This is a genomic window from Hyphomonas sp. J20-32 (genome assembly GCF_055808555.1).
Genome location: NZ_CM147873.1, coordinates 569,851 through 584,998, shown reverse-complemented (window position 1 = coordinate 584,998; position 15,148 = coordinate 569,851). Strand labels below are relative to the sequence as shown.

The following is a 15,148-nucleotide window of genomic DNA, read 5'->3' as shown; positions in this document are numbered from 1 at the left end:
AAAACTAACTATGGGAGACTATCCAAGGCTCAGTCGGCGCCGAAAAGCTTTGGATCGGCGAATAGCTAAACAGATTCGGGATACGCCCAGATTTGCTTCGCTGTTTGGAACAAATTCGCGCTTCGTTGTTCGATAAGATCGTCATCCCATTTGTCATTCTCGGCAAGCTCTCTGTTGAGAAGTAGAACCGACTGCTCGTTTAGAGCTGATCGCTTGCCTGGAATCTGTTGACCGCGGACACTGAGAAAACTCATCCACGGGTAATTTTGCTGCGCAATATTCAGTCGATTTGTGAGCAACGTTAAATTTCCAATCGAATGCAAATGAGCATCACGTCGTATTTGAGCTGCGACTTTTTCGGGCCCCTCTGCGAGCGGCCAATGTTCTTCCCACGTTTGAGGGAGTACATGTTCAATCGTCAAATTACGTTGGCAACGGCGCTCTTCGGTTTTCGCCGTTCTCTTCGCCTCTTCCAATGCCTCGAGTAGCATCCGAACGCGCGAGCGCGTGAGCTTTGAGTAGATTGGGAGCGTCATCCAGGCGTTCAGAAACTCTGCGTCGTTTGGCCATCGTTCGTTATCGCCCTGGCTCTCCAGCAGCCGAGCTTGAACGACGCCCGGCAGATCAGCGGATTTAGAGTCGGCCGACTGAACGAGATCGAGGAACAGTCGATTATATCCTCTGGTATCCAGTCGGCAAATCATTCTGCGCACCAGGAAAGATTCTATCAGATCTGTAACTCGTCCATGAAGCTCCGTTTCGCCGGGATGATGTTCGAGCATGGATATCAGAAATGGATAGGCCGTCCCGGTGTCCATAGCTTCAAGACGGTACAAAAATGTCTGCAATTTGAAATCTTCAACGCCGTTGACCAGCCTCTTGTAAATTTTTCCAATGGACTGGAATCTCTTTAGGCGATCGGCAGCTGATGCTGCCCCCGAACTATCCGCATAGCGACGGTACGATAAGTAGAGTTCGGATGGGACGACTTCCTGTTGGGAGATAAGGCTGATTGCATGCTGCATGAGCAATTCCAATCGTGGTTTCCGTGCATGGCCCCTTCCGATCTGGTGTCGCCAGAAGTTGCTGTCTTTGTCAAAGTCTTCCCAATAGACACGATATGATCTCTCGAGATTGGCGCCCTCCCGATCTAATTCGCTCAGCAGGGAGTTTTTCACCAGATCAGCTGCAAGAAGCGGCGCCCCCCGGGCGTTCATCGTTTCGAAGATCATTTGAGCGTCATCGTCCTTGCCAAGCTCGATGACAACCATGACGAGCTGGCCGGAAATGGCACCATGCAGGGCAGACAATCGATTGTCAGGTATTTCGCCTTCCATGACCCAATCCAGGATATTGCGATAAAAATACAGATAGGCATCTGGAATTGGTTTGCCAGTTGAAGCGGTATTCGCTTTGAAGCCCATGCTTGCGAGCATGGTTTCAGGATTCTCAGCGCTCATGACGTCACGAAACGCGTCTCGGTCGGCATTGGTTGGAAGCACCTTGAATTTGTCATCAGGCTCTTCGCTCAGGGCGTGGTCGTTGAAGGCCATTCTCGCGAATGCGTTCGAATACCGGTCGAAACCGATTGACTTCGAGAGGTCATGGCACGCCTTGGTTATAAGCTGGAGCGTGGTAAGTCGCTGTTGGCCGTCGATGACCAACCGAGTTGGTTGCGTGCCAGGTGGAACGGACATCACTTCGTGGACAGTAGGCCCCATGAAGTGATCTGGAATTTCTCGTCCATCAATGGTGGCTTCTGCTAGGCGAACCAAATCGGCCAGGAGATATTGCCACTGTTCTTCTTCGTTCCAGACGTACGGGCGTTGGTAAAGCGGGATGCGGTACTGAACATCGTGTTCGATTAAATGTTGAAGTTTTAGAGCGTTTACCTGCATCAACCATTCCTCGTATTCAACTGGCCCCAGTTTGATGAAAGCTTTGTTTTCATCGACAGGTTGAGCTACTATCAAAAGGTTCGATTTGTCGACCTGTAAAGAATGGCAGTCGCCTTTCAGTTCCCCAAGTCACCGTTACTGGAGAGAACCGTGTTTCAACTGCACTACGCGATCGGTGTCTTCTTAGTGGGAACAGTCATCGGAGCGTTCACGACAAAGTCAACGATTGCGCGGGGAGTGCTCTTGGTAGCAGGCTTCACAATGACCTTTGGCGTGCATTGGGGATTCGTAACGCTCATTGAGCTCGCCTTAGGATTCATGGCTGGCAACATTCTTTTTGCTAGACGAAAATCAAATACAAGGTTGCTCCACGAGTATTTCATTTCGACTCCTGGGTCGATTGTCGTTTCAGAGGCGGGCAACACCCGTAACGTTGCGAGACAGCACCAAACACAAGGACGCCGGGGCGGGGCCAGCGGGGCGACCCGCAATCCAGCCTTCGACACACCACTAAAGACAGGAAAGAATCAGGAAGCGACTGCACCCGTCCCTCTTCGAGAGGCGTCCCCAGCTCGCGGAAAATCCTTCACATGGGCGAAGTGTGGTAATTGCGGGCACCAGAAAGTTTTCTCAACGAAGGAGATTGCGGAATTGGAGCGAAAGCAGCCTCAACTCTTCAAACCAGAGGCTTTAGGGTCTTCCCGAAGGCTTCTTTCCTCGAAGGCTCTCCGCTGCACCAAGTGCGGTTCGAAGGAAACGAACGTGAAACTGATTTGAGGGTCAACACTTGCCGTTTGTGTAGCTCGATGCCTTATGATCGGTATGGATTTTAATGCGCTATTTGGAGGTTTTGACCTGCCAAGCACAAACCTGCTGGGCGGGGCGATCTTGGTTCTGTTGTCCTTCCTTGCGAATGGGCAGCTCAATCGCATGGCTGATCGAAGAGCTGCTAGAATTCAATTCGTAGAGGACCAGTTACAGTTTCTCTACGGGCCGCTCTACGCCATCACGGAGTCCAACCAGGCTATTTATGAAAAGTTTTCTGTTGGTAACGCGGAGCTTGTTGGCAGCGTCGTAGGCGGCAAACAGCTGACGGATGAGAATTCTCAAGCAAGTGATGTGTGGAACTCATCGGTGTTTCAACCGAGCAACCGACGGATGCGTGAAATCATCGAAACCAACGCCCACCTCTTTACCTCTAAGACGATGCCCCAAACGGTCGTCGAGTTTCTTGCGCACGTCGAGAACTGGGAGGCGATTCTATCCGGTCGTGCGGCGGAGAGGAGGTTCGATGTAGTCGAGTATGCGCCCTTTCCCACCAATTTCCCTTACTACGTTCGAACCGAGTATGAGCGGGTATCCAAACGACATGCTCGGCTCGTCGGGAAGCATCGGAACGCCCGTTAGGGAAGACTGAAAATTGCCCCAAAAATGCGAGCCCTCATGAAGTAGTGCCCCATCGGCAGGTTCCCCCCCATGCCCCCCCTACGATGATCAAAGCTGAGCGATATCCCAACCCACTACCAGGTTCTCGACTTCAATCTCCGAACGAGAGGGTGTTCGATCTTCAAATGCAAATTCAAATGCAAATTCGAATGAGGAGAACACCTTGACTTTGCAAGTCTGTTTGACCGCCTCAAAGGTCTCTTCGACCTGCCTTCGGACGCAACAAATCATGTCACTGGATAGACACTCATCTGACGTCGGCTTCGTCGAATTGCTCTGCAGTGCATTGCGGTTATCAGGGAAGCAAAGATAACCCACACCTTTGATGAAAACGAGTTCATTGAGGGGGCGTCGACCACCTATCGCGAGGTTGTAGTCTCCTCGAATACCAAACCGTTTGAAAGTCATCTCGTCCGGCTCCCATTTCATGGAGAAGTTGCCAGGTCGGTTCAGCGCAAAGTGTATTTCAAATCCGAAATCATCCGGCGACGGGCTGCCGTCTCCACTCACGTTAGCTTCCACTATAGAGCGATCGATGTATTCGTGGATCCAGGGCCGCTCTGTTGCTGGTATCTCTAGGCTTCGCCAAGCTTCTTCGAACCTACGCAGATCGGTATAGGGGCTTATGGATAGTCTATCGAACTCCGAGCTCATATGATCAATGTAGCTTTGTGCCGTGAGATCGCTCTTCCAGCCAAGCGGCCGGTATCCGAATGGAAGCGCATTCATGCGTGATCACATCTCTGATTGTTGGAGGGACAAGGTATATGGGAATCAACGCTGGCAATTACTAGCGGCAGGGCAAGTGCCGCATAATCAAGGTGTTAAGCCCGATGGACTCAATAGACCAAGCCCTAGTGACGCCTCCAGACCCCGCTGCAATGGAGCGTCAAAAGAGTGGTATTTGACTTTTGAAGCTTAAAGCATCATAGGGTCATGAAGCTATTGAAGCTTGGAGATTCAGCATGATCATCGGTTACGCACGGACATCAACAGTAGACCAAGAGGCTGGGCTTGAGGCTCAGATCCGTGATTTGCAGGCCGCAGGGGCCGAGAAGGTGTTCACTGAACAGACCTCTGCGAAAGGTCGTCGAGATGGGCTGTCTCAGGCGCTCGATTACCTGCGCGACGGCGACACGCTCCTCGTCACGAAGCTGGATAGGCTGGCGCGCTCCATACGAGACCTCATGGAGATCGTCGACAAGGTCCGCGCCAAGCAAGCATCCCTCCGAATCCTCGCCATGGATCTCGACACGTCCAATGCAACAGGAAAGCTGATGCTTGGTATCCTGGGGTCTGTCGCGGAGTTCGAACGGGAGATCATGCTGGAGCGCCAACGAGAAGGCATCGCGAAGGCTAAGGCGGCGGGTAAGTATGCCGGTAGGAAACCCACGGCCCGCATGAAGGCTGATGAGGTGAACCGGCTCTTGAGCGAAGGTAAGACAGAGACTCAGGTTGCTGATGAGACTGGAGTGAGTCGATCGAGCGTGCAGCGCATCAAGCGAATGGGTTGACGCTAATTTTCGGATTGGCGTTTATCGTACGACATAGCCCGGAATTTCTCGAAATGAGCGTCCCAGCACTCGCTGCACTGCGCCGCCGAATAGGAAATTAGGTTGTATTGGATGGCGGTGCCACACTTTCGTGACGACTCTGCATTGCAACGGAACGTGTAGAATGCATCAACAGCTTCTGAAGTCGAACAAAGTAGAGAGCGCTTCACTTTGATAACCATCCTTGCGCGCACCATCTGTTTCTCGCCTCGGTTAACGTACCACCATCGAACAACGATGAAGGCTGCGGCTGTCGACAGGTTGGAGGCCCACAGGTTGGGCAATTGGTATATGTTTTCATGCTCCCCGATGAAGAAAGCAAAATAGAAAAATAACCACCCACCTATGTAACTGATTGGGGCCTCAATGAAGTGCTGGTATCTGGTGAACAGCATCGATCCTGTCTCCGTTTGGCTGCACTGTTAAGATGATATATCGATTGTACAAGCGACGAGACAGAGCTTGCGACTGCGCCCGTGACTGCGTCATGGGGGCGTCGAGTTTAGCCTGTCTCAACCCGGGCGATTTCCACCAACGCGCCAATGTGCTCCGACACGACCAACCCGCAAGCCTCTTCCAGATCTCGTCCAAGATACCGCAAGACCTTCCCGCGGCTGTGCGGATACTTGTGCAGTTCGGTCACCACCGTCTCCGTTGTAATATGGTTTGCGATACGTCTCGGTATCTCTCGTTCCCAGCGCTTGTGGGATCCTGAAGCAAGCCTGTGGAGGAGCTTTGCCCCCTGTACGCGCTTGAATTCGAGGGTGCCATCGGGCTGAACGTCCAGGCGAACCGCAAGTTCAACGACGAGCCAGGCCTCGAGCACTTTCACGGGGGCCACAGAGGCCTCTCTGAGTCTCGCCCAGGCCTTTCGCGCGCGATCCGTTGGAGACATCCCCGCCAGACGAAACGCCTCTACATGAGGCCCTGAGCGAGCATACAGACCATTGATGCGATCGAGTGCATTCGCGACCCAGCGATCCTCCAAGTTCTTCTTGAGCCACGCCCCGATAGTCTTGCGGTATGGGGTTAGCTCCTTGGCAGTGTAAGATCGTTTGTATGGGCTCCCGTGGCGACTGTAGTGGTCGGCATGTCTCCGACAGAACCTTGTGTCCAGCCCCTTGGTCGTCCCGGCACGAGTTGGTTGGCCGCAGCCGATCACCCGACAATAGGCGAACATGTGGTTGGGCCGTTGGGCTCGTTTGGTGACATTGCTTCCCTTAGGCACTGAAGCTCTCGCCCACAGCGCTGCCATCGAACAATTCCGACGTTATGGTCGGTGCCACGCCCAGTCGCTCCTCGAAGGCGTCGCTCAGTAGAACTCGCGGCAGCTGCTGCCTGACTACATGGTACAAGCAGAGCGTCATGAAGGGGCAAGGCGGAGAAACCTGCGGCAAAGCATCTAAGCGTCGCATCAATAATGATCTCGCTTTCATGCCACATGAGTTCTGCTCCACAGGGATCAGGCGCGCCGAGCCTGTCTGCGATTGGTTGGTTGCGTTGCCGGATGAAGGCGAACACCTGGCCCGCTAGATAGGCTCTGGGAATCATTGACCGAGCTGCCTCAGCCATGGGTGTTCCCTTCTTCACGTGACTCCAGAGCATCTGCATCAACGCCAATTTGACCGCATCCCTCGGAATGTCTCCGGGGGAGTCCAGAGTATAGGGGTCACCGTCCGGGCGAGTGCCCTCAAGTGCATATGCAATCGACGGCATGGCTGCCTGGATATCCAATTCCGCGATAGGTTCTCCGTCGATCCGAAGGGCTTCCCGGCGGATGTCTTTACGGAGGCTCAACCAGAATGCTGGACCGCTGAGTCGGCCGCCCCGCTCGAAGGATCCGTCCAGGAACGCACGTGATACCCGGCGGCGCCTAACGTCGATCCTGATGCTTCCGTAGGGATTAGCTTTAAGTTTGGCGCTTTGCAGGTGCTGGTTTATGATCGTAAGCTTGCGCTCGATGGTCAGGGTCTGCTCGGTTGGATCAAAGGCTAAGACAGGGCGCCTGCTGTCCAATCCCCGTGGCTTTCGACCGCGAAGTTCGATCTCCGGGGATGTAATCTCTACTCCGATGTCATCCGCAGTGACATTGAGATGGGCGACTGCAGTCAAGAGTTCGGGACCGGCCCAGATGAACGTTACATAGCGATTATTGATCTTTGCGGATCGATCCACACCGATCCAATTGGCGATTTCAAGATCATAGAGTCGGTCATTTACCGTTCGGTTCCTGGCGAGCAGATCGTTAGGTCCGGCCGATAGCCAATTCTTGTCCAGCTTGATGACCAAAGGCTCGGGAACGCCGGAGAGGTGGTGCGCTAGTGTATCTAGGACCAATGCTTCAACAGTTCTCCGTTCCTTGATGGCCCGCTCCCCTTGATTCCGACGCGCCTCGGATCCACTCAGGGCTCCTCTGTTTGATCGTGCCTGGAACTGGGCTTCTAGCGCTTGGTCTACGAGAGCGTTAGCGCAGGTTGAGTTGGCAATGGTGGCAGGATCCCAGGGACGGGATTGTTGGTCTGTCTTCATTGGTGCTCCAACACTGAGTAAACCTAAGGGTAGGCCTAATGGGCTTGGTTTGGGGGGTTAACTTGATGGAGTTATCTCCATTGTCGTCATCACTTAGTGTCTCTCCTAAGCGATACTAAGGGGGGGCAGGGAGGCCCACCTTATAAGCCAGATAAGGATGGGACCAACTCGGCTTAGGTTGGCCTCCGCGGCCTGTCTTCGCTGGGAAGATCGAATCGCCGAGCATTTACGTTAAAAGGACGAGTTGCACGAAAACGGCTCCAGATAGCCTGTTTGGGCGCGATTTCGAGGTCTGTTTGACAATAGCCGAGGCCGCTCCTAACTTATCAACAACGTTGGTGTTCTCCACCAATGTGTGTGTGAACTAGCCCCCGCTCGGTCCTGCTGAGCGGGGGTTTTCTTTAAGCGTTTTCCCGCACCTGCCTGAGCGCCCTTGAGAACATCAGGGCGAACACCCGGTCCCTGGCCTCAGGGTCACTCAGGATGACGTTCTGCATCTCGCGGTCCCGCTGGAAGGCGCGTATGGCGCCCTTGTAGAAGGCCTGGTCGAAGGCGCCCTTCGAAACATCGGGCGGGTTGTTCAACAGGGTCGCGATCATGTCCGCATCGAGGATCGTGTCCTTCACCGCCTCGAACCGCAGGAAGTCGGACTCAGAGAACTCGGTACCGTGCTTGGAGTTGAACGCCTCGATGATCTCTGAGAGCGACTTCTCTTCTTCCTCGGTGAAAGGCTTCGCTGCGAACTCGCTGATAGGTGTCAGTTTCGCTTCATCGCCGGGAGACAGAGAGGCCCTCCCGCTTTCCTTCTGCTCTATCCTGATGGCCTGTAGCCGCAGCATCTCGTCAGTGATCTCGATGTCCTCTGGTGGCTCGCGTCCAGGAAGCAGGCGAGAGAGCCAGCTGGCGTACTCATAGAGCTTCTCCAGGTCAGGATCTTCCAGCGCCATGATCTGAGCGAGGAAGGTGTAGAAGCGCTGGTAGCTCTTCAGCAGCTGGCGGAACTCCTCCTGCTGGGCTTCTTCCTGTTCCGCTTCGAACCGCGCCACAGCGTTGCGAATGAGCGCCTCGATGGCGATCCTGTCCTGAGCGGTCAGCTTGCGCGCGTAGAACAGCTCAGCAAACCGGTCGATCTCTGCCTGGTCCAGGAAACCAAAGCCCTTGAGGCGATCTTGCAGGATGTAGATCTGGTTGGGGTCGGAATTGGCTTCCAGGCTGGTCGTCTCAAAGTAGGGCCGGAAGGCGTTCTGGATGTCTTCAATCGAGTTCTGGAAGTCCAGCACATAGGTCCGCGATTTGCCTGACTTGGTCCGGTTGAGGCGTGACAGGGTCTGCACGGCCTGCAGCCCTGAGAGCTTCCTGTCGACATACATGGCGCACAGCTTCGGCTGGTCGAAACCGGTTTGGTATTTCTCGGCCACGACCAGGACATGGTAGTCACCCTTGTCGAAGCGCTTGGTGAGTTCCGTCTCGGCAAACCCGTTGATCTCGGCTTCAGTGTACTTGTGCCCGTCGATCTCCAGGTCACCTGAGAAGGCCACCAGCGCCCCCAGGGGATAGCCGTTCTCCTTGATGTAATGCTCGATGGCGCGGTGATAGCGGAACGCCTCCTCGCGGCTTCCTGTCACCACCATTGCCTTGCCTTGCCCATCGAGCTCCTGCATCACATGGCGGCGGAAGTGCTCGACGATAACCTCGACCTTTTGCGCGATGGCTGTGGGGTGCAGCTTTGCAAACCTCGCCACCTTGCGCTGCGCCGTGCTCCCCTGGAACTTTGGCTCGTCCTCAATGGCCTTCTCCAGCGCGTAGTACGCCTTGTAGGTCATGTAGTTCTGCAGCACGTCGAGGATGAAGCCTTCCTCAATCGCTTGCCTCATGGAGTAGAGGTGGAATGGTTGGGGCAGTCCGTCTGCCCCCTTGGTCCCGAAGCGTTCCAGGGTGACGTTGCGCGGGGTCGCCGTGAACGCGAAGTAGGAGATGTTCTTCTGTGGGCCTCGCTCGCGCTGGTAAGCGGCGATGACCTCCTCAAGTGCATCGGGCGGCAGTTGTTCCTCTTCTTCCCGTGTGAGGGCCTGAGACAGCGCTTGTGCTGACTTCCCCGATTGTGAGCCGTGGGCCTCATCCACGATCACGACAAAGCGTCGATCAGCTTGGCCTGAGACGACCTTGAGGTGCTCTGTGGAAAACTTCTGGATCGTCGTCACGATGATCTTCGCGCCGCCCTGAATGGCCGCCTTCAGCTGACGAGATGTGCCGTCAATGGTCTTCACAACGCCTGGCGTCTGCTCAAGGTCCGTCACGGTCTTCTGGAGTTGTCGGTCGAGCACAAGGCGATCGGTCACGATGATAGCCGTGTGGAACACCGGCTCATCCGCATCGGTGTGGAGGTTGACGGCCTGATGGGCGGCCCAGCCTATCGTGTTGGACTTGCCAGATCCCGCCGAGTGCTGGATCAGGTAGTTCTGCCCAGGACCAAGTGCCTTTGCGTGCGCCATGAGCTTGCGCACAGCATCCAGCTGCTGGAAGCGTGGAAAGATCAGGGTCTCCTCAACTACGATCGTGCCATCGTCGCGCTCTTTCTCTTCCCGCTCGACGAAGACAAACCGCCCGATGATGTCGAGCAGGATCTCCCGGCCAAGCACGGCCTTGCCCTCTGGCTGGTCCTCATAGAGATAGGCGATCCGGAACTCACCTTCGATGTCCGGATTCCCCGCGCCGCCATCCCGGCCCCGGTTGAACGGCAGGAACCGCGTCTTACCGTTCATCAGCCGGGTCGCCATCGAGATATAGTCCTGGTCGACCGCGAAGTGGACCAGTGCGCCACGCTTGAAGGTCAGGAGGGGTTCTCCTGCTGGCGAGCGGTCCGTCTTGTACTGCTTCTCTGCGTGCTTGTGCGTCGTACCTGTGAGGCTGTTCTTTAGCTCCATCGTCGCAACTGGCAGGCCGTTGACGAACAACACCACATCGATGCGCCCGCCGTGCTTGGTGCTGTACTCGACCTCTTCAATGACCGACAGGATGTTCGAATTGAACTTGCGGATGAGATCCGGATTGAGCGCTGAGGCGGGCTTGAAGAAGCAAAGGCTGAACTTGATGCCGGGCACAAGCTTCAGGCCGCGGCGGAGAACATCCAGCGCCCCGCGGTCCTTGAGTGCCCGAGCCAGCTGGTCGAACAGCGTTTCTTCGGCTTGCCCCGCATAGTGGTCGACCAGCTTGGCCCATTCTTCCGGTTGCGAGCTGGACAGGAACTCAACGACAAGGCCGCGGTCCACGGCCAATGCGCGGTCATGGTTGGTCGGCTGGCGTCTTCTGAAACCTTGCTGGTCGATCAGCTGTTCGACCAGATGCTCCTGGACGACACGCTCAGTGTGAAGATTACGCTTAGAAAGCTGCACTACGATACCTCTCTTGGATTGTCGTCGCCGCTGTCTGAGCAATCTCCGTTTCCGTCTTGGGCGCCGTCACCGCCGCCAATCTGTTTCTTCTCCCAATCGGCGTAGGTTTCGTTTGTTCCTTCGATTTTCCACTCCCTTGGCCCGCTGGTCGGACGTCCATTGATGACAGCAGCGGCTGCAGAAACACTGGGGAATGCATAGTTTTCATTGAACTTACACAAGTCGCCAACAGGCATCAGGACACCTGACTCAAGAAGCTCCTCGTGTCGTCTCTTGTAGGAGTGATGCTCTTTTGAGTCCGACGACCATTTCAAACGAGCGTCCGAATCTTTCAGGACAACGAACTCTCCATCAATCAGTTGGGCGTGGGCTGTTATGCCTTGTGTCAGGTTTCTTAGGATGAATCTTACAGAAGGTGTTGGCGAATCCGCAGTATCGACTTTTGACGGTCGTGTTTTGGAGAGAAACGCATCGATCCTGACAGCCGGTAGGATTGCGATCAGGTTGTCCAGGAATGTCTCCATGTCCGCGCGACCGGCTTCTGACAGACCTTGCGGCGTCGGGCTTGTTACATTGTCCGTCTTTACACGAGCCTCATGGATCAGGCGCGCCTCGAGATATCGGATTTCCGCCTTGTTTAAGGTGTTGGCTTGATTCGAAATGAAAACAACTGTTTGCCACCAATCTTTAGCTGCATGATGAGACCGAATCCGGGACGACATGTTGTCACCCTCACCAACATAAATGCAGTCTTCGTCCTCTTTCTCGCCAAGGAGCAAATATACGCCTGTGCGTGTAGCCTCAGGACGCGTTAAAGCTTGAGGAAGCTGCGTTCTTGGAGCGACCAGCACGTGACCCGGCCAGTTAGGCGTCTCAGCCGTCCGCATGCCTTCAGGTCGACCGTCTACAAAGAACAGTCTTAGGGAACGCCCGCGCCCCTCGCTCATTGTGATGCCTCCGCTTCGAGTTTCTCGAGGTGGCGCTCGGTCTTGCCTTGCTTGCCCCAGGTCGAGACGTCGATCTGGCCCGTGACCGCGGCAGTGATCAGGGCGGAGCGGTATTCTTTAAGGCGGTCGATGGAGCCAGAGATCGCTCTCATCAGTTCATTATATTTTCGTTTTCGTCCATTCAACTTGGTCAGGACACCTTGTTGGTCAGCCAGAGGCGGGAGTAGCACCGGCATGTTCTCAAAACCTTGCCGATTTACATATCGTATTGTCGTTGTTGTAGACACGGCATCGAAGTACTGCCGACACAGTCTCACAATTTCCAAAAGGTATTCAGGGAGAATATCTTGTGAGCATACAAATCCCTGAATCTGTTGGTTCGGGACGCAGTCAACCCTAGCTGTCGTTGCCTTTCCAAAGGTTCCCACACAACTCGCCAAGACTGTATTTTTCGGGAATATTGTGGATGCAGTGGCGCTGATAGCCTTTGTTGTTATGAAATATTTCGCTGAATCATTTGAAATTTCATCTGACTGAAGCAGGTCTGCCGTTACCCATGGCAAACCTTCTGTTTCATTCAGCTCGGGTTTGGCCCGCTGTGGTACGATTATTCTGGATACATACTTTGCTTTAGTTAGACTCCACCCGCGATGATGCTCTCCAATCCAATTGCCGTTGGAGCAATTGTTCGCTTGGTCTTCCCCTTCATTTGTTCCGGTCACGATCCTCCTAACTTCGATGGACAACTTCTCCTCCAATAAGCTCATCAATCTCTGCTTCTTGGTTAAGAGGAGGTCTATTCTTGCGGTCTCACGGTCCAGAAAGTCGGCAATCTGGCGTTGGGTGGTGAGGTCGGGGCGGTATACCCAGTCGTTTGGAAAGTCAGCGAACTTCACAGACTGACGAACACCGCCACCAAGGGAATAGTAGTGCTTCGCCAAATCGAGCGCGAGCAATGAGTAGAACCAGAAGCGAGGATCATTGTCGCGTTGAACTTCGACCGCGTCATACGCCGACGTGATGATTCCGCGCTGAGTGACGAGACCCTGCCGCAGACTACGTTTGTCGTTTTGTAGGTCTGTCAGACGAAGAACGATATTGCCCGGTTCGACAATCTGATATCCTTCGAAATTCTCGGGCAGCAAACCATCTGCGGTGTCGATATCTTTCTGAATGATGCGCCCGTAACTCAGCGACAGAAGGTTATCCTCTTTCATCCCACTATTCTTGTTGCCGCGGCGGACGCGAAACACCTGGTGTAGCTTGTCCAGCTGCCAGTTGTCCGGTTTCGGAGCGGCGTGAACGCGCTCTTGGAGTGTGATCACTCAACCACCTCCTGCAGCAGACCTGCGATCTCTGCCTCCAGGGCCTTCAACTCGGCATCGATCTCTTCGAGCGGGCGGGGTGGCACGTACTTGTAGAAGTAGCGGTTGAAGTTGATCTCATACCCAACGCGCCCGACAGCTCCATCCTGCGAATCCGTATAGCTCTCATCCACCCAGGCGTCCTGCACGAAGGGCAGAACCTCGCGTTTCACATAGTCTCGCCAATCCTCGCTCAGCGGCACCAATTCATGGTCGCGCAAATCAGTGTCGGCTTCAGGGTTGCCGTTGCTGTCGGTGCAGACTTTTGCGTCCTCATTGCGCTCAGACACCGCAGACAGGATCACCTTCCTGACCGGCGCGCCAATCTTCACGCCAGACGCCTTGAGAGCAGCTGTGAGTGCCTTGTCGAATGCGCCGCGATCAATCCACCGCTTGCCACTCGGAAGCGCCACCAGCGCCTCTAGAATGCCCCTCTGGTCATCCTCATCGAGCCGCATGAAAGGCTTTGCCTCGCGCAGGGAATCAAGCGCCTCAGCCGTCACCACAAAGGCAAGCTTCAGCGGGCGCTCGACGCGGATCTCGCGATACCCGAAGTCAGTCGTGTCGAACACCTTCGAGACGCTTTCGTCCGCCTTGTCGAAGGCTGCATAGAGCCGGAGGATTTCCTCCCGTGCCTCATCGGGGATTTCTCTTCGCTTGGAGCCGAGGCTCTTGCGCATGGATTTCCAGAACTGCTCGCCAGAGGCATCGATCAGCTGCACCTTTCCTTGGCGCTCCTGTGCCTTTCGATTCGTCAGCAGCCAGACATAGGTCTGGATGCCTGTGTTGTAGAACAGGTCAGTCGGGAGGGCGATGATCGTATCGACCCAGTCATTCTCTAGCATCCAGCGGCGAATCTCGCTCTCGCCTGAACCTGCGCCCCCAGTGAACAGCGGGGAGCCGTTCATGACGATACCAATGCGCGAGCCTGCCTCATCGTCCCGCATCTTGGAGATCATGTGCTGCAGGAAGAGCAGCTGGCCATCAGAGATACGCGGCGTGCCAGCACCAAAGCGGCCATCGCGCCCTTGCTCTTTGGCTTCAGTCTCGATTGGCTCCCGGTATTTCTTCCAGTCTACTCCATAGGGCGGGTTGGACAGCATGTAGTGGAACTTGCGAGCCCCGTGTGCGTCGTCGGTCAGCGTGTTCCCGAAGGCGATCTGGTCAGGGTCGTGCCCGGTCACCAACATGTCTGACCGGCAGATGGCAAAGGACTGGGGGTTGATCTCCTGTCCATAGAGCTCCACCCGGATGTCAGGGTTATGCGCCTTGAGGGCTTCTTCAGTGAGCGACAGCATGCCGCCCGTGCCCGCTGCAGGGTCATAGACTTGCCGGATCACACCCTTGCCGGTGAGACGTTCTTCCTCTGTTGCAACCAGGAGGTCCACCAGCAGACGGATGACCTCGCGCGGCGTGAAGTGCTCCCCCGCCGTCTCGTTGGAGATCTCCGAGAACTTGCGGATCAGCTCCTCAAACAGGTAGCCCATCTCCAGGTTCGAGATGACGTTGTTGTGGAGGTCGATCTGCGTGAATCGCTCAAACACCGGCCATAGGATCTTGGCATCTCTCAGGCGCTTAAGCTGGTCGATGAAGAGGAATTTCTCGATGAAGATGTCCCGGACATTGGCCGAGAACTTGGTCACGTACTCGACCAGGTTGTCGTAGAGCTGAGCAGGGTCCTGGTTCTTGAGCGTGTCCAGAGTGAAGCGGGAAAGGTTGTAGACCTTCACATCCCCGCCGACCGCATCGAGCAGCATCAGATCGCGTGTCTGTTCGTCGATGTTCTTGGGCAGGCTCTCAGACGCATCAAGCACGGCCTGCTTGGACGAATCCAGGATGCAGTCAAGGCGACGCAGCACCACGAAAGGTAGCACGATGTTGCCATACTCGGACTGTCTGAAGTCACCCCTGAGGACCTCTGCAACCGACCAGACGAAAGAGGAGAGCGACTTGATCTGCTCTGACGCTTGTATGGCCATTCAAAAAGCACCTATCTAATTGATTCTGTTGCGGCTCCAT

Annotated in this window: 10 protein-coding genes; 2 read left to right on the top strand and 8 right to left on the bottom strand. The window is 55.1% G+C overall.

Translation table 11 applies throughout. The annotated features are described in order from the left end of the window. Positions 1-65: 65 nt before the first annotated feature. Complete coding sequence (locus tag AC0L7I_RS02780; protein ID WP_473398012.1) at positions 66-1,973, bottom strand: DUF262 domain-containing protein; 1,908 nt, start codon at positions 1,971-1,973, stop codon at positions 66-68. A 738-nt stretch (positions 1,974-2,711) separates the two neighbouring features. Between AC0L7I_RS02780 and AC0L7I_RS02775 the strand changes: the two genes are divergently transcribed. Further along, positions 2,712-3,305 (top strand): hypothetical protein, encoded by a 594-nt coding sequence (locus tag AC0L7I_RS02775; RefSeq protein ID WP_473398011.1) that lies wholly within the window; start codon positions 2,712-2,714, stop codon positions 3,303-3,305. 87 nt (positions 3,306-3,392) lie between these two features. Here the strand turns inward: AC0L7I_RS02775 and AC0L7I_RS02770 are convergent, their stop codons facing one another. Beyond that, the gene (locus tag AC0L7I_RS02770; protein WP_473398010.1) at positions 3,393-4,073 is read right to left on the bottom strand and encodes a hypothetical protein; all 681 of its coding nucleotides are present in this window, start codon (positions 4,071-4,073) and stop codon (positions 3,393-3,395) included. A gap of 236 nt (positions 4,074-4,309) precedes the next feature. On the opposite strand from AC0L7I_RS02770, the gene AC0L7I_RS02765 reads away from it, so the two are divergent. Continuing rightward, positions 4,310-4,858: a recombinase family protein gene (locus AC0L7I_RS02765; RefSeq protein ID WP_473398009.1), complete on the top strand. Its 549-nt coding sequence runs from the start codon at positions 4,310-4,312 to the stop codon at positions 4,856-4,858. A 541-nt stretch (positions 4,859-5,399) separates the two neighbouring features. Here the strand turns inward: AC0L7I_RS02765 and AC0L7I_RS02760 are convergent. The 6 genes from AC0L7I_RS02760 to AC0L7I_RS02735 form a co-directional block, all read right to left on the bottom strand. Then, complete coding sequence (locus AC0L7I_RS02760; RefSeq protein ID WP_473398008.1) at positions 5,400-5,738, bottom strand: hypothetical protein; 339 nt, start codon at positions 5,736-5,738, stop codon at positions 5,400-5,402. 317 nt (positions 5,739-6,055) lie between these two features. Continuing rightward, positions 6,056-7,186 carry a hypothetical protein gene (locus AC0L7I_RS02755; RefSeq protein ID WP_473398007.1) on the bottom strand — a complete coding sequence of 377 codons (1,131 nt, stop codon included), beginning with the start codon at positions 7,184-7,186 and terminating at the stop codon, positions 6,056-6,058. 641 nt (positions 7,187-7,827) lie between these two features. Beyond that, positions 7,828-10,818 (bottom strand): type I restriction endonuclease subunit R, encoded by a 2,991-nt coding sequence (locus AC0L7I_RS02750; RefSeq protein ID WP_473398006.1) that lies wholly within the window; start codon positions 10,816-10,818, stop codon positions 7,828-7,830. Beyond that, entirely contained in the window at positions 10,818-11,765 is a 948-nt protein-coding gene (locus AC0L7I_RS02745) for a GIY-YIG nuclease family protein (protein ID WP_473398005.1), read from the bottom strand. The genes AC0L7I_RS02750 and AC0L7I_RS02745 overlap by 1 nt, the downstream gene beginning before the upstream one ends. Further along, complete coding sequence (locus AC0L7I_RS02740) at positions 11,762-13,090, bottom strand: restriction endonuclease subunit S (RefSeq protein ID WP_473398004.1); 1,329 nt, start codon at positions 13,088-13,090, stop codon at positions 11,762-11,764. The genes AC0L7I_RS02745 and AC0L7I_RS02740 overlap by 4 nt, the downstream gene beginning before the upstream one ends. After that, a complete protein-coding gene (locus AC0L7I_RS02735; protein ID WP_473398003.1) occupies positions 13,087-15,108 on the bottom strand; it encodes a type I restriction-modification system subunit M in 2,022 nt (673 codons plus the stop codon). Before AC0L7I_RS02735 ends, AC0L7I_RS02740 begins: the two co-directional genes overlap by 4 nt. Between the last annotated feature and the right edge of the window lie 40 nt (positions 15,109-15,148).